This is a genomic window from Sphingomonas sp. R647, from assembly GCF_020177055.1.
Taxonomy (GTDB): Bacteria; Pseudomonadota; Alphaproteobacteria; order Sphingomonadales; family Sphingomonadaceae; genus Sphingomonas.
In genome coordinates this window covers 754,277-776,227 of record NZ_JAIQXT010000001.1, presented here as the reverse complement: position 1 = coordinate 776,227, position 21,951 = coordinate 754,277, and the positions used below count along the sequence as shown (strand labels likewise).

Annotated in this window: 18 protein-coding genes; 11 read left to right on the top strand and 7 right to left on the bottom strand. The window is 65.9% G+C overall.

Annotation, left to right across the window (positions count from 1 at the left end; genetic code table 11):
• Positions 1-6: 6 nt before the first annotated feature.
• The 6 genes from purU to K9B35_RS03485 all read right to left on the bottom strand — a co-directional run bounded on the left by purU (position 7) and on the right by K9B35_RS03485 (position 7,077).
• Entirely contained in the window at positions 7-864 is an 858-nt protein-coding gene (purU, locus tag K9B35_RS03510; protein WP_224920413.1) for a formyltetrahydrofolate deformylase, read from the bottom strand.
• A complete protein-coding gene (locus K9B35_RS03505) occupies positions 861-1,388 on the bottom strand; it encodes a sarcosine oxidase subunit gamma (protein WP_224920412.1) in 528 nt (175 codons plus the stop codon). The genes purU and K9B35_RS03505 overlap by 4 nt, the downstream gene beginning before the upstream one ends.
• On the bottom strand, positions 1,381-4,311 hold the full coding sequence (locus K9B35_RS03500; RefSeq protein ID WP_224920411.1) for a sarcosine oxidase subunit alpha family protein: 2,931 nt from the start codon (positions 4,309-4,311) through the stop codon (positions 1,381-1,383). The genes K9B35_RS03505 and K9B35_RS03500 overlap by 8 nt, the downstream gene beginning before the upstream one ends.
• Entirely contained in the window at positions 4,308-4,595 is a 288-nt protein-coding gene (locus K9B35_RS03495; protein ID WP_224920410.1) for a sarcosine oxidase subunit delta, read from the bottom strand. The genes K9B35_RS03500 and K9B35_RS03495 overlap by 4 nt, the downstream gene beginning before the upstream one ends.
• A gap of 7 nt (positions 4,596-4,602) precedes the next feature.
• Entirely contained in the window at positions 4,603-5,847 is a 1,245-nt protein-coding gene (locus tag K9B35_RS03490) for a sarcosine oxidase subunit beta family protein (RefSeq protein ID WP_224920409.1), read from the bottom strand.
• A gap of 81 nt (positions 5,848-5,928) precedes the next feature.
• A complete protein-coding gene (locus K9B35_RS03485) occupies positions 5,929-7,077 on the bottom strand; it encodes an MFS transporter (RefSeq protein ID WP_224920408.1) in 1,149 nt (382 codons plus the stop codon).
• 157 nt (positions 7,078-7,234) lie between these two features.
• Here K9B35_RS03485 and K9B35_RS03480 point away from each other — a divergent pair, with 157 nt between their 5' ends.
• The 11 genes from K9B35_RS03480 (at position 7,235) to K9B35_RS03430 (ending at position 21,270) form a co-directional block, all read left to right on the top strand.
• Entirely contained in the window at positions 7,235-7,867 is a 633-nt protein-coding gene (locus K9B35_RS03480) for a TetR/AcrR family transcriptional regulator (protein WP_224920407.1), read from the top strand.
• A gap of 83 nt (positions 7,868-7,950) precedes the next feature.
• Entirely contained in the window at positions 7,951-8,934 is a 984-nt protein-coding gene (pip, locus tag K9B35_RS03475; RefSeq protein WP_224920406.1) for a prolyl aminopeptidase, read from the top strand.
• Between the two features lie 3 nt (positions 8,935-8,937).
• Complete coding sequence (locus K9B35_RS03470) at positions 8,938-10,317, top strand: peptide MFS transporter (protein ID WP_224920405.1); 1,380 nt, start codon at positions 8,938-8,940, stop codon at positions 10,315-10,317.
• A 212-nt stretch (positions 10,318-10,529) separates the two neighbouring features.
• Positions 10,530-12,929 carry a TonB-dependent receptor gene (locus K9B35_RS03465; RefSeq protein ID WP_224920404.1) on the top strand — a complete coding sequence of 800 codons (2,400 nt, stop codon included), beginning with the start codon at positions 10,530-10,532 and terminating at the stop codon, positions 12,927-12,929.
• A 73-nt stretch (positions 12,930-13,002) separates the two neighbouring features.
• On the top strand, positions 13,003-15,408 hold the full coding sequence (locus tag K9B35_RS03460) for a S9 family peptidase (protein ID WP_224920403.1): 2,406 nt from the start codon (positions 13,003-13,005) through the stop codon (positions 15,406-15,408).
• Between the two features lie 23 nt (positions 15,409-15,431).
• Positions 15,432-16,550, top strand: a complete 1,119-nt coding sequence (locus tag K9B35_RS03455) for a dipeptidase (protein ID WP_224920402.1) — start codon at positions 15,432-15,434, stop codon at positions 16,548-16,550.
• Positions 16,551-16,559: 9 nt separating this feature from the next.
• Positions 16,560-17,030 carry an Lrp/AsnC family transcriptional regulator gene (locus tag K9B35_RS03450; protein ID WP_224920401.1) on the top strand — a complete coding sequence of 157 codons (471 nt, stop codon included), beginning with the start codon at positions 16,560-16,562 and terminating at the stop codon, positions 17,028-17,030.
• A gap of 107 nt (positions 17,031-17,137) precedes the next feature.
• Positions 17,138-18,154, top strand: coding sequence for a DUF1611 domain-containing protein (locus K9B35_RS03445; RefSeq protein WP_224920400.1), 1,017 nt, complete (start codon positions 17,138-17,140; stop codon positions 18,152-18,154).
• Entirely contained in the window at positions 18,147-19,151 is a 1,005-nt protein-coding gene (locus K9B35_RS03440; RefSeq protein WP_224920399.1) for a dipeptide epimerase, read from the top strand. The genes K9B35_RS03445 and K9B35_RS03440 overlap by 8 nt, the downstream gene beginning before the upstream one ends.
• Positions 19,118-20,767 carry an N-acyl-D-amino-acid deacylase family protein gene (locus tag K9B35_RS03435; protein WP_224920398.1) on the top strand — a complete coding sequence of 550 codons (1,650 nt, stop codon included), beginning with the start codon at positions 19,118-19,120 and terminating at the stop codon, positions 20,765-20,767. Before K9B35_RS03440 ends, K9B35_RS03435 begins: the two co-directional genes overlap by 34 nt.
• Entirely contained in the window at positions 20,755-21,270 is a 516-nt protein-coding gene (locus K9B35_RS03430; protein ID WP_224920397.1) for an Lrp/AsnC family transcriptional regulator, read from the top strand. Before K9B35_RS03435 ends, K9B35_RS03430 begins: the two co-directional genes overlap by 13 nt.
• Before the next feature lie 39 nt (positions 21,271-21,309).
• Here the strand turns inward: K9B35_RS03430 and K9B35_RS03425 are convergent, their stop codons facing one another.
• Complete coding sequence (locus K9B35_RS03425; protein ID WP_224920396.1) at positions 21,310-21,951, bottom strand: NrsF family protein; 642 nt, start codon at positions 21,949-21,951, stop codon at positions 21,310-21,312.

Sequence of the window (21,951 nt, the reverse complement as noted above, 5' to 3'; positions counted from 1 at the left end):
TAGCTATCAGAGGACGACGGTCTGGTTGCCGTTGCCGAGGATGCGATGTTCGGCGTGCCAGCGAACGGCGCGGGAAAGCACCGATGCCTCGACCTCGCGGCCGATGGCAACCATCTCCTCCGCCGTTGTCGCATGGCTGACGCGGCGGACATCCTGTTCGATAATCGGGCCTTCGTCCAAGTCTGCGGTCACATAGTGCGCAGTTGCGCCGATGAGCTTCACACCGCGCGCTTTGGCTTGGTGATAGGGTTTCGCACCCTTGAAGCTCGGCAGAAAGCTGTGGTGAATGTTGATGCAGCGCCCGTCGAGGCTGGCCGCAAACTCGTCGGAGAGGATCTGCATGTACCGGGCGAGCACGGTCAATGCTGCCCCGCTTTCGCTGATAATGTCGAGGAAGCGCCGCTCTTGCGCAGCCTTGTCGGCGCGATCGACGGGCAAATGGTGATAGGGAATGCCGTGCCATTCGACCAGGGCGCGCTCTTGGTCATGGTTGGATACCACTCCGACGATGCGGATTGGGAGCGCGCCGATTGCGACCTTGTGGATCAGGTCGATGAGGCAGTGGTTGAATTTCGATACCGCGATTAGCACCGGCATCGGTTCGGCGATGTCGTGGACTTCCCAATCCAGGCCGAGCGTGACGATCGCCGGGGCGAGGTGGCGCGGCAGGTTGGCAATCGCGGCCCGATCGCTCGCCAGCTCGGTCCGCACGAAAAAGATGCCGCTGTCGGGATCGCCATAGATCGCCGCTTCGCGAATATCCCAGCCATTGCGCGCGAGCAGCGACGTGACGGTGGCGAGGATGCCCGGCTGGTCGGGACAGCGGAAACGCAGGACGCAGCGCGTGCCGGGGGGATGGGTCATAGCGGGGGCCGGTCGCTGCGCGCGATCAGCTCGATCAGATAGGGCGCATAGCTCTGGTCGGCGATCAGCCGATAGTGCGGCGCGTCGCCCGTCCGCGCGACGAACACGCCGATATCGCCGAACCGCGTGCGAACGGCGCAGCCGCACGGCATCGTGGTCTCGCGCAGATCGAGCGCAGTATAGGCTGCAAGGCAGGCGGTTGCCGGAGCTCCCTCCAACTGCAGCGCGATCACCCCATCGGTCACGTCAAGGATCAGGGCGGTTTCGCCGTGCATCGCGGCGTTAATCCGGGCAGCCATCGCCGGGCCATCGTCCACGGTCCCGGTCAGCAGCCACTCGCCCGGGGCAATGGCCGCGAGCAAATGGCGATCGGCCGTGGTAAAGCGCTGTGGCGACGGCGGCGCGACACCGAGCAGTGCCGCCAGTCGGTCGCCCGCATCGGGTGCATCGCGAATCTGAAGCTTGATCACGCTCAGGTCACGGTCGAGTCGGCACCATGCGGGCAGGGTGGTGGTGTCAGGCATCAATCCGGGCTCCTGCGGGATCATAGCTGCATACCGGGACGATGCGCGCTTCCCGCCATTTGCCGAGGTCCCAGATGCGTACATCTTCCCCGATCCGTGCCTGTCCCCGCGCGACCATCGCCAAGGCCAGCGGTTGGCGGAGCGTCGGCGACCAGATGCTCGACGTCACCCAGCCCTCGCCGGGCCGCGGCTGGATGGTCCCGGCGGGAAGCACATGCGCGCCGATGGGGAGAGGGTCCGGATTGCCGTCGGTTGCGGTGAGGCCAACAAAGCTGCGGCGGTCCTCGCGCAGCCCGTCGGGGCGAAGCGCTGAGCGGCGACCGACGAAATCCATCGGCTTTTTCCGCATGATTTCGCCAAAGCCGATATCCTGAGGCAGCGTCGTGCCGTCGGTGTCCGCGCCGATGTGGAGATAGCCCTTCTCGACCCGCATCGTCATCAGCGCCTCGACCCCGAACGGGGCGATCCCTTCGACGGCGCCGGCGGTCAGCAGCGCGTCCCACAGCGCCTCCGCGTGGCCCCATGGCACGGCGACCTCGAACGACAATTCGCCGGTGAAGCTGACCCGCGCAATGCGGGCCGCAGTCCCCGCAACGGCACCCTGTTTCGCGGTCATGTGGGGGAAGCCGTCGCGCGATACATCCATGCCGCCTGCCAGTCGCTCCAGCACTGCCCGCGACCGCGGGCCGACGACGTTGGCGACCGCCCAGCATGCCGTGACATCCTCGACCAGTACCCGCAAACTCGTCCACTCGCACTGCAGCCATTCGCGGAATAGCTCGGTAACGGCGGCGGCATGACCGCTGGTGGTGCCGACGAGGAAATGATCCTCGGCGATGCGGGTGACCACGCCATCGTCGAACACCACGCCGTTCTCGGTCAGCAGGATCGCGTAGCGGCAGCGCCCGGGCTTCAGCGTGCCGATCCGGTTCACATACATGCGATCGAGAAATTCGGCGGCGTCGGGGCCTTTGACCTCGATCTTGCCCAATGGCGACGCTTCGAAGACGCCAACGCCATTGCGCACCTGCGTCACCTCGCGGTGGACCGCATCAGCTTCGCTCTCGCCGGGGCGCGGATAGGCGGCGGGGCGCATCCAGCCGCCATACTCCTCGAACGTCGCGCCCTGTGCCGCGTGCCAGCGATCCATCGCCAGGTAACGGCGCGGACGCAGCCCATCGCCGACGCGGTGGCCGGCGAACACGCCGAACGGGACCGGATCATAGGGCGGGCGGAATTTGGTGGTGCCGATCGCCTCCATCGGCTTGCCGAGCACAGCGCCGAGGATGCCGATACCGTTGACGTTAGAGGTCTTGCCCTGATCGGACGCCATGCCGAGCGTGGTGTAGCGTTTGAGATGCTCGACCGACCGGAAATTCTCGCGTGCGGCGAGCGCGATGTCCCCTGCGGTCACGTCATTCTGGAAATCGACCCAGGCGGCATCGTCGGGGGCGGCGCCTTCCGAGATCGACCACAAAGGCGGGTGAGGGGCTTCGGGCGTGCGCTGCGCTGTTCCGTCGCGTGCGGCCCGAAGCGTCGCTTCGGTCTGAAACTCGCCGGCCGCTCCGCCGATGCTGCGCTGGAGGCTCGCGTGCTCGGGAACGAAGCTGTGCAGGCCGGGGTCGAGCGTCAATCGCCCACCACCTTGCGAATGGAGGTGCACTGCGGGGCTCCAGCCGCCGGACATGAGCAGGAGGTCGCACGGCAAGGTTACGGTCCCGCCGACGATACGCCCGCCCGGAAAGACCCGCCCGACCCGCATCGCGCGGACAGCCTTGCGCCCGATCGCCTCTGCCGGTGCGGTGCGCAGGTGGACGGCGATGCCGAGCGCTTCGGCGCGCGCGATCAGCCTGCTGGCGGGATCGGGGCGAGTATCGAGGATGGCGGCGACCTTCGCTCCGGCCTCGGACAGATCGAATGCGGCATACCAGCCGCTGTCGTTAGTGGTTGCGACGACGATCTCGCGCCCGGCGACCACCGCGTGGCGATGGAGATAGGCGCGCGCTGCGCCGGCGAGCATGACGCCGGGGCGGTCATTGCCCCGGAACACCAAAGGCCGCTCGATCGCGCCGGTTGCAAAGATCAGTTTGTCGGCGCGGACCCGCCACAGCCGTTGGCGCGGGCCGGTGCGTTCGGCGATCGGGAGATGATCGGTCAGTCGCTCGCACAGCGAAACCAGCCCATGATCATAGTGCCCGGTGGCCAGTGTCCGGTTCATCAGCGTGACATTGGGCAGTGCGGCGAGGGAGCGGAGTGTTTCCTTGATCCACTCTTGCGCGGGCCGGCCCTCGATAGTCTCGCGCGTGCCGGCCAGCCTTCCGCCCCAATGCGCGCCGCCGGTGACCAGCATGACCGACTGGCCGGAGGCCGCCGCATGCTGCGCGGCGGCAAGACCGGCAAGACCTCCGCCGACGACCAGCACGTCGGTATGCGCGGTGGCCTGCGCGTAGCTGTCGGGATCGGGGAGGTGCGGCGAGGCACCAAGACCGGCAGCCTTGCGGATCAGCGGTTCGAACAACTGCCAGCTCGGCCACATGAAGGTCTTGTAATAGAAGGCTGCCGGGATGAAGCGCTTGAACGCGCCATTCACCGCCATCAGGTCGAAGCGCAGGCTGGGCCAGGCGTTGACCGGCGCGGCGTGGAGCCCGTCGTAGAGCTCGATATAGGGCGCCTTCAGGTTCGGGCTGGCATGCGCGCCGGTTTCGAGCTGAACGATAAAATTGGGTTCGTCGAGCCCGGCGGCGATCAGCCCGCGCGGGCGGTGATATTTGAAGCTGCGCCCGATCATCCGCTCGCCCGACGCCAGCAAGGCAGAGGCGAGCGTGTCGCCCGCATAGCCGCGGTATGTTCGGCCTTCCCACTGGAAGGTCACCGGGCGAGCGCGGTCGATCGCTCCGCCATCCGACAGGCGATAGCCGCTCATCGCTGCCCCTCCGGCGCGGGGCGGGGGTCGGTGATCCCGTACACGGCGGTGATGCGATGCGTCACCGTGTCGCGCGCGACGTTGAACCACAGGCCGCAGCCGAAGCGATGGTGCCAGCGCTCAAAGCTCGCCCCCTGCGCATTGTCGCGGTGGAACAGATAGTCGGCCCATTCCGCGTCGTCGGTCGCCTGCGGATCTGGCGGGCGCACGATCGGGCTTTCGCCGCCACAGCGAAATTCCAGTTCCGCGCGCGGGCCGCACCAGGGACAGTCGATCAGCAGCATGGAGTCCTCAATGGGCGATGCCGGAGGCGCCGGATTCGTCGATCAGCGCCCCGGTCCGAAAGCGATCGAGCGCGAAGGAAGCGGCGAGCGGATGCGCCGCGCCGGTCGCCATGTGATGCGCGAGGCAGTATCCGCCGCCGGGGATCGCCTTGAACCCGCCGGTGCCCCAGCCGCAGTTAAGGTACAGGCCCTTAATCGGGCTCTCGCCCAGGATCGGGGTGGAGTCCGGCGTGACATCGACGATGCCCGCCCATTGGCGGAGCAACCGGACGCGCGAGAACTGCGGGAACAGGTCGATCAGGCCCGCTGCGGTATCCTCCAGCACGGGCAGGCTGCCGCGCTGAGCATAGGACGGGAACAGGTCGAGTGCGCTGCCGATCACCAACTCGCCCTTGTCAGACTGGCTGAGATAGGTGCCGGTGGACGGGGCAAGCACCACCGTGTCGAGCACCGGCTTCAACGGCTCCGACACGAATGCCTGGAGCGCGTAGGATACGATCGGCAGGCGGAACCCGGCACGCTTCGCCATCACGCTGCTATGCCCCGCCACCGCCATGCCGACGCAATCGGTCGCGATGTCGCCGCGGCTGGTCTGAAGCCCGACGACCCGGCCATCGCGCAGATCGAAGCCGGTCACTTCGCAATTCTGGATGATGTCGACCCCCAGCGCGTCGGCGGCGCGGGCATAGCCCCAGGCGACGGCGTCGTGGCGCGCGGTGCCGCCGCGCGGCTGGAACAGACCGGCGACGATCGGAAAGCGCGGGGCGGGGTTCAGGCCGGGGATGCGGCGCTGGACTTCGTCGCCCGCATGAAACTCGGCATCGACCCCGTTGAGCCGCATCGCATTGACCGAGCGGCGCAGCATCTCGACGCCATGCCGGTCATGCGCAAAGCTCCACATGCCGCGCTGCGAGAACATGATGTTGTAGTTGAGCGCGCGCGACAGCCCTTCGTACAGGGTCAGCGAGAAGTCGTAGAAGCGCGCGCTTTCCGGGAAGAAATAGTTCGACCGGATCACGGTGGTGTTGCGGCCAGTATTGCCGCCGCCGATCCATCCGCGCTCCAGCACCGCGACATCGCGAATGCCGTGGTGCGCGGCGAGATAATAGGCAGTCGCGAGGCCATGTCCGCCGCCGCCGATGATCACCGCCTGATAGCGTTTGCGCGGCTCGGCATCGCGCCACGCGGGCGTCCAGTTGCGTTGCCCGGTAAGGCCCGCGCGCAGGAGTGACCACGCCGAGTATCGTGTCACTTGCGCCGCTCCCCCCTGCTTCCTGCGAAACACGATGCATAAATACACAAGTGTATTTGTGCAATGGCCGAATGGCGATTTTCAGGCTGGAGCGGGCTGCGTAGTGGCGAGCCGGCGGGCGACCAGTGGCATGCACAGCGGGATTGTGAGGACACAGGACAGAAAGCCGAGAATCCCTAGCATCGAATACGACCCAAAATCGGCAACCAGGCCGCCGATCGGTGCGCCGATGGCAAAGGCGAAGCGCTCCCAGCCGCCGCCCATCGTCCCGGCGCGACCCGACGGGTCGATTGCCGCGGCGACCCCCAGGAACACCGAATATTGGTACATGTAGAAGATCCAATAGGTCAGCACGCCGATCGCGAACATGACCGCCCCGGTCGCGAACCCCATCAACAGGCACGAGACACCTGTGCCAATCAGCCCGAAGACCATCGACGCGACCCGCGGCGCGCGTCCGCCGAGCCATGCGGCGACGACCGTCCCGGCAATGCCGCACAGCGCGCTCAGCGACAGGATCGTCGCCGTGGTGGTGGGCGCGATCTCCAGCCCCTTGGCGATCCGCTCGGCAAAGCTCCACAGCGCCCCGGTGCCGAGCGAATAGCCCGCCCACATCAGCATCAGCGCCAGGATCGCGGGCTGGCGCAGCAGCCCGCCCGCATGGATCGCCGGCAACTCCGTCCGCGCGCGAAACGCGAGCATCATCGGCATGGTGATCAGGATCGCGAGCGCGACCGCGAGGAAGGCGCCCATCCGCCCGAGATGGATGCTCGCCAGCGGCATCACGAACATCAGCGCGACGACATAGGCGACCGCGCCGCCATTGCCGATCGCATAGACCCGGTCGGGGTTCGCTGCGGTGGATCCACCGGTGATCGTGGCGGCGAAGACCAGCCCATATCCGGTGCCGGCCAGCGCCGCGAAGACCAGCAGCAGTGCGAACGACCCCGGCATGAAATACATCAGCACGTGCGCGCCCAGCGCCAGCGTCGCCCCGATCATCGCAACGGTGACCGAGCGTGCGCGGTGGATGAACGGGGCGAGCGCGATCATCGACAGCGCCAGCGCGCCGATCTGGAAAAAGCCGAACAACCCGGCCTCACGGCCGTTAAGACCGAGGTCCATCAGCGCGCCGACCTGAAGCGGCATGGTCGAAGTGCCGATATGTGCGATGCCGTTGCCGATCACGACGGCGGCGATCAATGCGAGGCTGTCGGTTCTGCGTGCCACCCTGTTCTCCCCGATCTCACGGCGCGGCAGGCTGCCCGTGTCGATTTCCGTCAAGAAATACATCTATGTATTGACATGTCCAGCCTCTCCCGACAGCGGCATCGCGCACCAGTAGCGGCGATTGACCCCGCGCGTGGTTATCCGGCAATGAGGCACTATGGCTGAGAATAAAGCGACAGCGACCAAGACGGGGAAGGGTGCTGGCAAGACGGGCCGAACATGGCGCCGTACTCCGCCGCCGGACCATACGCCCTCGACTCAGGAATGGATCGATATCGCGCGCCGCACCTTGATTGAGGACGGCATTGTCGGCGTAAAGATCGACCGGCTCGCCAAGACGGTAGGTGTGACGCGCGGCGGGTTTTACTGGCGGTTCAAGGATCATACCGAGCTGCTCGACGCGCTGCTCAAGGACTGGCGAGCGAGCAATACCCAGCCGATGCTGGACGTGCTTGCCGCATCCGGCACGGTCGAGGAACGACTGTCGCGGCTGGCGCATCTCTATATTTCCGAACAGGGGTTCAGCCCGGCCTATGACCGCGCAGTACGCGCCTGGGCCAATCTGTCGGCAGAGGTTGAGGCGGTCGTGCAGGAGGTCGATGCGGTCCGGATCGATGCCATCCAGGCCGTGTTTGCCGAGGGCGGGTACAGCGAAGACGACGCGATGATCCGCGCCCGCATCGTCTATTTCCACCAGGTCGGCTATTACGCGACCGGCCTCAAGGAATCGCTCGAACAGCGGCAGGACCTCATTCATCGCTATGTGAAGGTGTTTACCGGCCGCGATTGAGCGGAGCGGATCACGCCGCCTTGACACCGACCATCTAACCGCTGAAACAATACACATCTGTATTGTCATGGTGGGATGGCGGAATGCACCAGTCGGAACTGCGCGGCCTGTATCCGGAGATCGAACCCTATGCGAGCGGGATGCTCGATGTGGGGGACGGGCATCAGCTCTATTATGAGCGGGTCGGGACGCCCGGCGCCAAGCCTGCGATCTTCCTGCATGGCGGGCCGGGCGGTGGCTTTGCTGCGTCGCACCGCCGCCTGTTCGACCCAGCACGCTATGATGTCCTGCTGTTCGACCAGCGCGGCTGTGGGCGATCGACGCCGCATGCGGGCCTTGAGGACAACACCACCTGGCATCTTGTCGCCGATATGGAGCGGTTGCGCGAACTGGTCGGGGCGGAACAGTGGCTGGTGTTCGGCGGATCATGGGGATCGACGCTTGGGCTGGCCTATGCGCAGACCCATCCGGAGCGCGTCAGCGCGCTGGTCCTGCGCGGGATCTTCACCGTGTCGCGCGCCGAGATCGACTGGTTCTACCGCTTCGGCGTGTCGGAAGTGTTTCCTGAAAAATATGCACGGCTTCAGGCGCCGATCCCGGAGGCGGAGCGCGGCGATCTGGTCGCCGCGTATCGCCGCCGCCTGACCGGCGACGATGCAGCGGCGCAGATCGAGGCGGCGCAGGCGTGGACGCGTTGGGAGTGCGAGACCTCGACACTCTTGCCCAATGCGGCGCTCGACGCGCTGTGGCGGGACGAACGCTATGCGCTGGCCTTTGCCCGGATCGAAAATCACTATTTCACCCATGGTGCATGGCTGGAGGACGGCCAATTGCTGCGCGACGCGGGCCGTCTGCGCGGCATCCCCGGCGTGATCGTTCATGGCCGCTACGACCTGCCATGCCCGGCGACCTATGCCTATGCGCTGCACAGCGTCTGGCCGGAGGCGGAGTTTCACCTGATCGACGGGGCAGGGCACGCCTATTCCGAGCCGGGGATTCTCGACCAGCTGATCCGTGCGACCGACCGCTTCGCCGATGCGGACGCACCGGTCTGGACGGATATCTAGCGCGTGGCGGGGGCAGCGCCTGTTCGGTCGCGTGACACGCTCTGGGGGCATCCCAAGGGCCTCGCCTATCTGGCGTTTGCCGAGGCGTGGGAGCGGTTTTCCTTTTACGGCATGTCGGCGCTGCTGCTGCTCTACATGCTTCAGCATATCCTGACGCCGGGAGTCGCGGAGGGTGTCGCAGGCTTTGCCGGGCTGCGCGCTGGACTGGAGGGGCTGACCGGGCCGCTGTCCAATCAGGCGTTCGCCAGTCAGGTGTTCAGCCTCTATACGGGCCTGGTCTATTTCACCCCGATCTTCGGCGGGTTACTGGCGGATCGCTGGCTGGGGCAGCGCCGCACGGTCCTGCTCGGCGCTGTGCTGATGGCGGTCGGCCATTTCCTGATGGCGTTCGAGGGCAGCTTCCTGTTCGCCATCGCGTTCCTGATCGCGGGGACCGGCTGCCTCAAGGGCAATATCTCGGTCCAGGTCGGCTTTCTCTATGGCGCCGATGAAGCCGGGCAGCGGACCCGCGCATTCGCGATTTTCTCGGCCGCAATCAATGTCGGCGCGTTGCTCGGTCCGCTGCTGTGCGGCGTATTGGCGCAGCTCTATGGCTGGCATGTCGGGTTCGGTGCGGCGGGCGTGCTGATGCTGATCGCGCTGGCGACCTATCTCAGCGGCTGGAAGCATCTTCCCGCTGATCGGCGGCGGCCGCGGGATGGGGCGGCGCGTCAGCCGCTTAACCAAGACGATTGGCGGCGTGTTGCCGCGCTGATCTTTCTCGGTGTGATCAGCATTCCGGCTTGTGCGGCCTATTTCCAGGAGATGAATGCAGGCCTGTTGTTCATCGACGCATCGGTGGAGCGGAGCCTGTTCGGATGGACCGTGCCGACCGCATCGTTCAATTCACTCGACGGGCTGTTCTGCATCGTCGCGGTGCCGGTGTTGATCGCGCTTTGGCGTTGGCAGGCGCGGCGCGGGCGTGAGGCAGGTGAGATGTCGAAACTCACCATCGGCTATTTCATCATCGCGGGTGCGAATCTGATGATGATCGTGCCCGCCGGCTGGGCCGACCGGGGCGAGAGTGTCGGGGCGATTTGGCCGGTGCTGCTCTACGGACTCAACGCGCTCGGCTTCACCTTCTATTGGCCAACCCTGTTGGCATTGTTCTCGCGTGCAGCTCCGGCGCAGATCAACTCGACGATGATGGGGACAGTATTCCTGTCGGTGTTCCTCGGCAATTTGCTCGTCGGTCACGTCGCCACCCTATGGGAGACGATGCCGCATGCCAGGTTCTTTGCGCTGAACGCCGCATTCGCGGGCGGTGCATGCCTCGTCATGCTGGTCGTCGCGCGGCCGGTTTCGCGGCTGCTGGTCGCAAGAAACTCCGCCGAAACTCCGTGAAATTTCGATGACGGTTTATTGACAATACATTGATGTATTGTACAACGACTCACGTGGGGGTTGAGAGGGCTTAAGAGGCGGCGGGGACCGTCAGGCCATAGCGTTTCAGCCGCGCGGACGCCGTTCGCGCGGGCGGGACGATGCAGCTCAAGCGTCATGGTTTCCGTTGCGTCGCAGCGGCGTGTTCCGGCTCAAATAAAGAGGAGGATAGTGTGGCACTAAGGGGGGTAATTGCGACCTTGGTCGCGGGCGTATCGACGCTCGGCTTCAGTTCGGCGGCTGCCGCACAGGACGCTCCGGTTGCGGCGAGTGATGTTGAGGAAGTCGTCGTCACGGCGCGCTTCCGCCAGGAGTCGGTTCAGGACATCGGCGGCAGCGTCACGGCGCTGGGCGGCGATGATCTGCAGAAATCCGGCATCGTTGATTTCGAGGATCTGGCGAACCGCGTTGCGGGTGTCGAGATGCTCGACCGCGGTCCGAACACCAATGAGATCAACATCCGCGGCGTGACCAACAGCACCCAAGTGTCGGGCAATGCGCTGCAGCCGCTGGTTTCGATCCTGGTCGATGATATCTCGGTCGCATCCTCCTCGGCATCGCAGCGCGACTTCAACTTCTTCGATTTCGATCGCGTTGAAATCCTGCGCGGGCCGCAGCCGACCTATTTCGGTGAAGGCGCGATGGGCGGCGTGATCCGCTATTTCGCGGCCGATCCCGATCTTGATGGCAAGACCTTCACCGGCACGTGGAGCGGCGGCGCGAGCGTCACCGATCATGGTGGCTTCAACTATCGCGTGGAGAATGCGACCAGCCTGATCCTCGTCCCCGACAGGCTCGGCGTTCGGTTCGTCGGTTTCTACCGCAAGGACGACGGCTACATCGACAATCTGGGCCTCAACCAGAAGGACATGAACGACTTCGAATCCTATGGCGGTCGTGCGATCATTCTGGCGAAGCCGACGGACAATCTGACCATCCGCCTCGCCGCGCATGTTGGTCGTGACGATATCGGCGAATTGAGCTTCATCGAGCCGACCACGATCGGCGACAGCGTCGGCAGCGAAGATCTGATCGCGCCGTCGCTCAGCCTGATCGACGGGCTTAATCAGGACGATTTCGAGCTCTATAGCGGCAAGCTCTCGTATAATTCCGGCCCGATCACGGTTGAATCGATCACCGGCCTGTACCAGCGCCGGCGTCAGGCGGAGACGTTCAGCTCGGCCTATACCTATGGGTTCCAGGGTTTCTTCAACGCCTTTCCGCCGTTCGACACGGCGAGCAACCTGCTGTCGTCCGACCTGACGGCGATCGCCCAGATTCAGAGCAAGGAGCGCGCGGTTTCGCAGGAATTCCGCTTCGTCACCGACTTCGACTCGCCGCTCAACATCGTCGCGGGCGCGTATTTCCAGGACACCAAATCGACCTCGACCGCGCTGGTTTCGGGTGATGGCTATGCCAACATCACCGACACCGGATCGACCGAGATCGAACGCAGCACGACCCAGACCGACACGCGCCAGTTCTCGGGCTTTGTCGAGCTGAGCTATGCGGCGACCGACCGGCTGCGGCTGTTTGCCGGGGCGCGTTACGTCAACGAGAAGGTCACCTCGACCCTCGTCGAATCCTTCGTCATCGGTATCTTCTCGCCGATCTTCACCAATCCGGCGGACATCTTCGCCCCGATCTACTTCCCGGTGCCAAACGACGTCGATGCGCTGAACGCGCCGGGCGGACCCGGCACCAGCTTCGACTTCAAGCTCAACACCTTCCTGCCGCGCGTTGCGATCGAATATGACGTCAATGACGACGTCATGGTCTATGGCACGCTCGCTCGCGGCGTCCGCAATGGCGGATTGAACAGCCCCTTCTCCGCGCTCGGCTTCGGCCCGGTCGGGTCGCAGGCGTTCAATGACGCGCTGACCTATGACCGGGACGATGTCGTCACCGGCGAAATCGGCGTGAAGTCGCGCCTGATGAACGGTGCGCTGACGCTCAATGTCGCGGCGTTCTACTCCGACTTCGACAATCCACAGATCGGGATCAGCAACCCCGGCGCGCTCACCGCGAACGGGCCGCAGCTGCGGATCTACGGGATCGAGGTCGAGGGCAGCTACAAGGCGAGCAGCAACCTCTCGCTGTTCTTCAGCGGGAACCTGACCGAGGCCGGCTATAGCGAGGGCATGTCGGTGTTCGCGGTCGCCGGTGCGCCTGCGGACTATCAGGATCTCGCCAAGGGCAACCGTCCGCCGAACGTGCCCAAGGTCTCGTTCTCGACCGGCGCGGACTTCAACTATCCGCTGGGCAGCGACGATCTGGAACTCACCGGGCAGGTCGCGTTCCAATATATCGGCGAGCGTGAAACCTTCCCGCAGAACTTCGCTACGGGCAAGCTGGGGAGCATGGAAATGCTCAACCTGCGCGTCGGGCTTGAGCGGAAATGGTGGTCGATGACCGCCTATGTCACCAATGTGCTCAACGATCTGGAGCTGCAGGCGACGACGATCCCGACCAGCTCGGCGCGGCTGGTCAACGGGGTGCTGGATGGCCCGTTGTCGTCCGCCTTCATCAATCGCCCGCGCACGGCTGGCCTAACCTTCACCGTGCGCTACTAAGGAAGCTCCTATCGGCGGCGGCTCGCGCATGACGCGGGTCGCCGTTCCTTGTGACAGGCTGGGGACTGTATCGATGCTGTTCGTTGTCGGGCGTATTCTGGTGGCGATGTCGATCGCGGGCGGCCTCGCCTTGGCCCCGCCAGCGGCAGCGCAGAGCGACGCCCCGGTAACCGTGGCGGATGTCGAGCGCGCATCCACCTTCTATCCCGCCAATGTCCGCAAGCTGGTGCGCAATGCCGCGCCGGTGCCCAACTGGAACGGGGCCAGCGACTATTTCTGGTATCGGCATGAGATTGAGGGCGGCGTCCGCTTCGTCACCGTCAACGCCGCGACCGGCAAGGCCGAGCCGGCGTTCGATCACGCGCGCGTGGCCGCGATGCTGTCGCGCGAATTGGGGCGCACGGTCGTGCCGGGGCAACTGCCGTTCGGGTCGATCCGCTATTCGTCCGACCTCAAGACGGTATCGTTCACGGTCGGTAAGCAGACCTTCGCGTGCAACCGCGCAGCGACCAATTGCCGCACCGAAGCCGCCGCCGCGCCCGACCCGGCGTCGGTCTCATCGCCGGACGGACGGCAAGTCCTGTTCGAGCGCGACCACAATCTGTGGCTGCGCGAGACCGCGACCGGCGCGGAACGTGCGCTGACCCGCGATGGCAGCGCCGAGTTCCCCTATCGCTACACCGCGTTCAAGACGACCTATGTCGAGGAACGGCGGGGCGAGGCCGTGCCGGTCTATCCCGGCGCGACCTGGTCGCCCGACGGGCGGTATGTCCTCGCGATCCGCACCGACAATCGCGGGGTCAAGACCGCGCCTTATGTTACCGAATTTCTCCCGCCGGACGCGCCGCGCCCGATCGCGCACCAGATGCCGATGCCGACGCCCGCCGACGCGCCAGAGAAGCGCTTCGCGCTGGTACTGATCGACCTCATGGACGGCGGCACCGTTCCGGTCGATGGCGGGGCATTGGGGTTCAACGACTATGCCCCTCATTGGGCGCTGGTCGGCGAGCCGGGCTGGGATATGGCCGACAATGCGCTCTACCTCGCCACGTCGACCCGCGATTCCCGCGCGCTCGGGCTGGTCGCGATCGACCTCGACACCGGCAAGAGCCGGACGGTGGTGGAGGAGCGTGACGCGCAGTTCCTCAACCTCAACCCGTTCGACTATCACGTCCCCAACGTCCGCCTGCTGGCGAAGCGGGGCGAGATCCTGTGGTGGTCGCAGCGTAGCGGGTGGGGGCACCTCTACCGCTACGACGCCAAGACCGGCGCGCTCAAGAATGCGGTGACGACCGGCGACTGGTCGGTGTTCGACATCGTCCGCGTCGATGAGGCGGCCGGGCTGGTCTATTTCACCGCTGGCGGGCGCGAGGCGGGGCGCAATCCCTATTATCGCCACCTCTACCGCGTTGCGCTCGACGGCGGTGCGCCGCAATTGCTGACGCCCGAGGATGCCGATCACAGCTTCACCAACTATCCCGCGCGTGGCCTGAACGGGCATTGGGACACGCCTGCGGCGCGCTTCTCGCCGAGCGGGCGCTACGTCGTCGATACGCATTCGACGATCGCGACGCCCCCGGTGACGGTGATCCGCGCCGCTGACGGGCGTTTGGTTGCCAAGCTGGTCGAAGCCGATGCGAGCGCGTTGCGCGCGACCGGCTGGACGCCGCCCGAGCGGCTCGTCGCCAGGAGCGCTGACGGCAAGCACGACATTTATGGCGTGCTGCTCAAGCCGACCAAATTCGATCCTGCAAAGCGCTATCCGGTGATCGAGCAGATTTATGCCGGCCCGCAGGTGTCGTTCGCGCCACAGGGCTTTACTGACGCGCTGGCCGGTCGCGCCGCCTATATGCAGGCGCTCGCGGAACTCGGCTTCGTCATCATCGTCCAAGACGGACGGGGTACGCCGCGCCGGTCGCGTGATTTCCATATGTCGCCGATGGCGGATGAGGATTCGATCGCGCTGTCCGATCATGTTGCAGGCATCCGCGCTGCTGCGCGCAGTCGGCCCTATATGGACCTCGACCGGGTCGGGATCACCGGCATTTCGTTCGGCGGCTATGCCTCGGCGCGGGCGGTGTTCCTGTTCCCGGACTTCTACAAGGCGGCGGTGTCGATCGCCGGGCCGCATAATTACCGCACGATGATCTCGTCAATCTCGCTCGAGCGGTTCTTCGGCGTGCCGGGCGAGGCGGGCGACACCTATACGCGGGTCGACAATCTGCACCTCGCCAACCGGCTTCAGGGCAAGCTGATGCTGGTCACCGGCGATATCGACCAGAATGTGCCGCTCAACCAGACGGTCGCTTTGTCGGACGCGCTGATCAAGGCGGGCAAGGAGTTCGATCTGGTGCTGGTGCCCAATGCCGCGCACGATGTCGGCTATCACCCCTATGTCGCGCGGCGGCTTGGCGGTTTTTTCCTGCGGCACCTCAAGGCGCAGGAGCCGCCGGTGCCGTTCGCGCAACCGTCGAAATAGATCTGGCTGGTGGAGACTGAATCGTGACGACTGACATGAACCGCCGCGGCATGATGAAACTCGCTGGCGGAGGCCTGTTTGCTGCGGCGACCGGGGCTGCGACGGCCGGCTCAGCGACGCAGCTCGCCGCTGCGCCCGCGACCACGCCGATCGTCGTGGATGGATGCAGCCCATCTGCACCGACCGCCAATTATCTTTCGCTGCTGCGCAAAGGCGGGGTGGATAGCTGGAGCATCTCCATGCTCCCGACCCTGCTGCAGATGGCGGCGCTGCACGAGTTTGTCGACCAGCACTCCAAGGAGGTTGGCATCGCCAAGACCGCCGGCGACATCCGCCGGTTGAAGGCGGAGGGCAAGATCTCGCTCACGATCGGCTGGCAGGAGGCCGATCTCTTCGCGATGAAGGGCGAGAGCGACTGGTGGTCCAAGCCGCCCAAGACGACGATGCGCCTGTTTTACGAAGCCGGGCTGCGCGTCGTTGGCCTGATTTACAACCTCACCAACCAGTTCGCCGGAGGCTGCCTGGACCCGCATATCGGCCTGACCAAGGCAGGGCGTGTGATGGTTGCCGAGATGCAGAAGCTCGGCATCCTGGTCGATGTCGGCGGGCATATGGGCGAGCAGTCGAGCCTCGACGTCATCGCGATGGCCGAGCGTCCCGTAGTGTGCACCCACTCGAACCTCGCCGCGCTCAATCCCAACCCGCGCAACACGTCGAACCGGGTGATCGAGGGGATTGCGAAATCCGGAGGCCTCTTCGGCGTCAGCGCGATCGACCCGTTCATGAGCTGGAGCAGCGCGGATGCGGGCAAACGCACCCAGCCCAAGGTCCGCGCCAATGTGAGGCGCTATGTCGACGAGCTGGACTATTTGAAGACGCTGGTGGGGGTCGATCATATCGGCATCGGCGGCGACTTTACCGTGGGCTCGACCTCGAAAATCGTTCCCGACGAGTCCTTCGCCTTCCCGCCAGAAATGACGTACGTTCAGGATCCGATCCAATATGCACAGGGGTTCGAGGATATCTCCAAACTCCCTGCGGTTCGCGCGGAGATGGTCGCGCGTGGCTGGCGCAAGGACGAGATCGACAAGGTGATGGGCGAGAACTGGATGCGCGTCTATGCGGCGACCATCGGCGCCTGATCCCTGTCGATGAGCCGCCCGATTGACCGGCTCGACGTCAAGATCTTGGCGGCGCTCGAACGCGATGGGCGGATGACCAAGGCGGACCTGTCGAAGGTGGTCGGCCTGTCACCCACGCCGTGCGGCGCGCGGGTCGCCAAGCTTGAGGCGGCGGGGTTCATCAAGGGTTATCACGCCGACATTTCGGTCGAACGGATCACGGGGCTGAGCCGCTTTACCGTATCCGTCAGCATCCGCGAATGGACGCCGGACGCCGCGCGTCGGTTCGAGGAAATGGTCGCGGCCATCCCGCAGATTGCCGAGTGCGATGCGGTGTTCGGGTCGGTCGATTTCGTGATGTTGCTGTACGCGTCCGACGAAGATCATTGCCGTGCGTTGCTCGCGCCGCTGGACGCGATTGGGATCGACTGCACGCTGTTGCCGGTCGCGCGGTCGGTGCGTGCGCCGCACGCCGTTCCGCTGACGGGGCTACTGGGTTGAGCGTCGTGACCGATAGTGAAAGCTGCTGTTTCGGCGGGTCAATTCAGACGCAATTGCGGGGCGCTTTGCACTAGCTGAATTGGCGCAACTTCTAGTCGAGGGATGACATGATCGAACTGCGCAAACCCTATGTCCTATTCGTCGGCGACGTCGCCAAGCCGCTCCATGCCAAGACCGGCTTTGGCATCCGCGACTGGGCGCGCGACGCATGTCTCGGCCAGTTTCGGCTGAGCGACCAGGCGGCGGACCTGGGCCTGCCCGACCTCGATGTCGCGACGGCGGTCCGACAAGGCGCGGGTTCACTGGTCGTCGCGGTCGCGCCGGTCGGCGGGCAGATCCCGGCGGCGTGGCATGCTGCCCTGATCGCGGCGGCGCGCGGCGGGCTCGACATCGTCAGCGGGATGCACACGCGGCTCGCGGACGTTCCCGGCCTGGCGGATGCTGCGAAGGCGGCAGGCGCGCGATTGATCGACGTCCGCGTGCCGCCCGCCGGCATCACGACCGCAACCGGCCGCAAGCGCACGGGCAGGCGCGTCCTCACCGTCGGCACCGATTGCGCGCTCGGCAAGAAATACACCGCGCTGGCGCTGACGCGGGCGCTGCGTGACGCCGGTGCGGACGTGGATTTCCGCGCGACTGGCCAGACCGGGATCATCATTGCAGGTGCGGGCATCCCGATGGACGCGGTGGTTTCCGATTTCATCGCCGGCGCAGCTGAGGCGCTCTCGCCCGACGCCGACGAGAATCATTGGGACGTGATCGAAGGGCAGGGGGCGATCCATCACCCCGCTTTCGCCGGGGTGACGCTGGGGATCATCCATGGCTCACAGCCCGATGTGCTGGTGCTGTGCCACGAGCCGGGCCGCACGCATTTCCACTCGATGACCGGATTCCCGCTGCGTTCGCTGACCGAGGTCGCCGAGACTTGCCTTGCCGCCGCGCGGGTGACCAATCCGGCGGCGCGGCTGGGGGCTGTCAGCCTAAACACCGCGCAACTGGACGATGCTGCCTGTGCCGATGCACTCGCGCGCGCCAGCGAGGAGATGGGGGTTCCGGCCTTTGACCCGATGCGCACATCGATGGACCGCGCGGTCGCGTCGATCCTGGGGCGCCCCCATGACTGAGCGGCGCTGCACACTGCATATCGCGGTCGAGAGTTTTCCCTTTGTCGAGCCGTTCCGCATCGCGGGCTATGTCTTCGACGGACAGGACGTCGTCGTGGTCACCCTCACCGATGGCGAGCATGTCGGTCGTGGTGAAGCGTCGGGCGTCTATTATCTCGACGAAACCCCGGAACGGATGATCGCGCAGATCCAGGCCCAGCGCGACCTGATCGAGCGCGGGGTGAGCCGCGACAGGCTGCGCGCGGCGATGCCGCCGGGCGGCGCGCGCAATGCAGTCGACGCGGCGCTGTGGGATCTGGAGGCGAAGCGTAGCGGGCAACCCGTATGGCAGCTTGCTGGCGTCCCAACGCCCCGGCCGCTCGCCACCACCTTCACGTTGAGCGCCGACGAGCCCGACGCCATGGCTGCCCGCGCGGCATCCTATGCCGATGTCCGGCACATCAAGATCAAGCTGACCGGCGACGTGCCGCTCGACAGCGCGCGGGTGCGCGCGATCCGCGCCGCGCGGCCTGATGCCTGGCTCGGCGTCGATGGCAATCAGGGGTTTGCGCGCCACGATCTGGTGCCGCTCATCAGCATGCTGGTCGAGCAGCGCGTGTCGCTGCTGGAACAGCCGGTGCGGCGCGGACGCGAGGCCGATTTGGACGGCATCAAATGCCCGATCCCGGTCGCAGCGGATGAAAGCGTGCTGACGGTCGGCGACATCCCTCGGCTGGTCGGGCGGTTCAGCGTCGTCAACATCAAGCTCGACAAATGCGGCGGCCTGACCGACGCGCTGGCGATGGCGGACGCGGCGCGGCTGCACGGTCTCGACGTGATGGTCGGCAACATGGTCGGCTCGAGCCTCGCCATGGCTCCTGCCTTTGTGCTGGGTCAGCTTTGCGACATCGTCGATCTGGACGGTCCGATTTTCCTGAAGAGCGACCGCGAGCCATCGGTCAGCTACGTCAATGGCCTGGCGTCGTGTCCGCCCGCGCTGTGGGGCTGGCCGGCATGAAGTGGCGGCGGATCGCAGCGAGTGGCGCGGCCCTGCTCCTGCTCGGTGCGGGACCGGCTCCGGCCTATGATATCGTCATCCGGGGCGGCCGCGTGCTCGACGGGGCGGGTAACCCGTGGGTCCGCGCGGATATCGGCATCAAGGATGGCCGGATCGCGAAGATCGGGCTCATCACCGCGCGCGGTGCGAAGGAGATCGACGCGACCGGTCGCTACGTTGCCCCCGGCTTCATCGACATGATGGATCAGTCGGGCAGCGTGTTGCTCGCGCACGGCGCGGCTGAGAACAAGCTGCGGATGGGCGTGACGACGCTCATCGGGGGGGAAGGGGGCACGCCGGTCCCGGCGGACGCGATCCCGCGCTACTTCGACGACCTGGCAACGCGCGGGATCGCGGTCAATTTCGGCACCTATTACAGCGCGACCCAGGCGCGGGTTGCGGTGATGGGCGACGGCGCGGGCGCACCAACCCCGGCCCAGCTTGAGCAGATGCGCGGGCTGGTCGATCGCGCGATGCAGGCGGGCGCGTTCGGGATCAGCACCGCGCTGATGTATCCGCCCGACCGCTTCCACGCGACCGAGGATCTGGTTGCACTCGCCAAGGTCGCTGCAAAATGCGGCGGCTTCTACGCGACCCATATGCGCGACGAGAGCGCGCGCCTGCTGGACAGCGTCGATGAGGCGATCCGGATCGGCGAGGACAGCGGCGCCAAGGTTGAGATTTTCCACTTGAAGGCCGCCTATGCCCCCGGCTGGGGCACGCTGATGCCGCAGGCGATCGCCCGCATCGCCGCCGCGCGCGACCGCGGGGTGGACGTCGCTGCGGACCTCTATCCCTATACCGCTGCTGGAACCGGACTAGAGGGGACGGTGCCGGGGCATGTGTTCGCGCAAGGGTTTGAGGCGGGCCTGGCCAAGCTGCGCGATCCTTCCCTGCGCGCTCAGTTGAAGCGCGAGGCAGCCGCAGGATCGGTCCCCGGCTGGTCAAGTCTGATCGAGGCGGCGGGTGGCTGGCAGAACATCGTCCTTGCCAATGCGCACCAGCCGGACATGCTGCGCTTCCACGGCAAGAATTTCGTCGAGATTGGCGCGGCGCTGAACAAGGACCCCGCCGATGCCGCATGGGATATCCTGCTCGCCGCGCTGCCCAACCGCGCCTTCGCCCTCTATTTCGTGATGGACGAGGGCGATATCGAATCCGCGATCCGCCAGCCCTGGATCAGCATCGGCAGCGACGGCGCGGCGGCGGCGGTGCTGGGCGAACTCGACGGCATGGGCCTGCCGCATCCGCGCTCCTACGGCACCTTCGCCCGCGTGCTCGCCCACTATGTGCGCGAGCGGGGCGTGCTGTCGCTGGAGGATGCGGTTCGCAAGATGACGTCATGGCCTGCGCAGCGCATGGGGCTCAGCGACCGGGGACTGCTCCGCGAAGGGCTGCGCGCCGATGTGGTCATCTTCGACGCGGCGGCAGTCGAGGATCATGCGAGCTGGGCCGCGCCGATGCGGCCCGCGACCGGCATCGCCGATGTGATCGTCAACGGCGTGCTGACGCTGGATCAGGGCCGGCATACCGGCGCGCGCGCGGGGATGGTGCTGCGCCATCGATGCGGGAGATGACCTGCGCGCCGCTCGACCCGCTCGACCTTCAGATCCTCGCGGCGCTGGCGCACGACGGTCGAATCAGCAAGGTCAGGCTCGCCGAGATCACCGGCCTGTCGCCGACCCCCTGCGCGATGCGGATCGAGCGGTTGGAGCGTGCGGGCTACATCCGCGGCTATCATGCGGACATCGATATCGAACGGCTAGGCAATCTCAGCCAGTTCATCGTGATGGCGAGCCTCCGCAATTGCACGGCCGAGGCGGCCCGTCAGTTCGAGGCGATCGTCGCGACGACCCCGAACATCGTCGCATGCGATGCCGTGTCCGGGTCGAACGACTATGCGATGCGCATCTTTGCGCGCAATGTCCGCCATTACCACGCAACGATGGCGCCATTCCTGACGATGGAGATCGACTACACCACCTATCCGGTTTCAAAGACCGTAAAGGATCGCACCCGACTGAACGTTACGGACCTGATTGACGCGCCGCCTCCCAGCTCCTCAGTCGACCACGACTAAAGCAATCCAAAGTTTCACCGCCGATGCTGCTGCGATCGTTTACCAGCGGATACAGCGGGGGACGATGAACCGTCCCATGGTTGCCGACACCGCGACTGGCGCGACGTGCCAGATGCCGAGATGAGCGATCGTGTCCACCGGGCAGGACAGGCCCCAGGCGAAGCTGCCGAGCGCGCCGGCGGCGATGCCGGTATAAAGTCCGGCGACATTCGGCGCGACTGGTGCGCCGCGGCGTAGCCAGATTAGCAGCGCAACGGCGACCAGCAGTCCGCTCGCGGTGCCGAAGAGGAAGCAGTGAAGCCCGTCGGCGGCGTGTTCATGCCCCGCCAGATTGCCCTCAATCGCCATGAACAACAGCGCGGTCACCGGCAGGAGCGCGAGCGCGGCGAGCAGCCAGCGTGCGCCGTCCCGCCGAGCGCCGACCCGAGGCACAGCCATCCGCACCACCGCGCGTGCAGAGGCGAGCCCGACCAGTCCGATCAGGCCGTTGGCGATGAAGAAGATCGCCGCCGCTTGCCCCTGCGCCGGTCCGGACCATAGGCCCTGCACCAGCGCAACGACCGCGATCGTCACGGCGGTCGCCAGCGCGATCAGCGCCAGGCCATGGGCCATCCGGATGGGACGAACGGGTTCCAGCGCCTCGGCAAGCTGGGCAATCAGGGGGGACGTCGGGCGGTCCAT

Bases quoted from the DNA above. Each gene is read 5' to 3' on its own strand.
- purU (WP_224920413.1), bottom strand. From the start codon at position 864: ATGACCCATCCCCCCGGCACGCGCTGCGTCCTGCGTTTCCGCTGTCCC.
- K9B35_RS03505 (WP_224920412.1), bottom strand. From the start codon at position 1,388: ATGCCTGACACCACCACCCTGCCCGCATGGTGCCGACTCGACCGTGAC.
- K9B35_RS03500 (WP_224920411.1), bottom strand. From the start codon at position 4,311: ATGAGCGGCTATCGCCTGTCGGATGGCGGAGCGATCGACCGCGCTCGC.
- K9B35_RS03495 (WP_224920410.1), bottom strand. From the start codon at position 4,595: ATGCTGCTGATCGACTGTCCCTGGTGCGGCCCGCGCGCGGAACTGGAA.
- K9B35_RS03480 (WP_224920407.1), top strand. From the start codon at position 7,235: ATGGCTGAGAATAAAGCGACAGCGACCAAGACGGGGAAGGGTGCTGGC.
- pip (WP_224920406.1), top strand. From the start codon at position 7,951: ATGCACCAGTCGGAACTGCGCGGCCTGTATCCGGAGATCGAACCCTAT.
- K9B35_RS03460 (WP_224920403.1), top strand. From the start codon at position 13,003: ATGCTGTTCGTTGTCGGGCGTATTCTGGTGGCGATGTCGATCGCGGGC.
- K9B35_RS03450 (WP_224920401.1), top strand. From the start codon at position 16,560: ATGAGCCGCCCGATTGACCGGCTCGACGTCAAGATCTTGGCGGCGCTC.
- K9B35_RS03445 (WP_224920400.1), top strand. From the start codon at position 17,138: ATGATCGAACTGCGCAAACCCTATGTCCTATTCGTCGGCGACGTCGCC.
- K9B35_RS03440 (WP_224920399.1), top strand. From the start codon at position 18,147: ATGACTGAGCGGCGCTGCACACTGCATATCGCGGTCGAGAGTTTTCCC.
- K9B35_RS03430 (WP_224920397.1), top strand. From the start codon at position 20,755: ATGCGGGAGATGACCTGCGCGCCGCTCGACCCGCTCGACCTTCAGATC.
- K9B35_RS03425 (WP_224920396.1), bottom strand. From the start codon at position 21,951: ATGGACCGCCCGACGTCCCCCCTGATTGCCCAGCTTGCCGAGGCGCTG.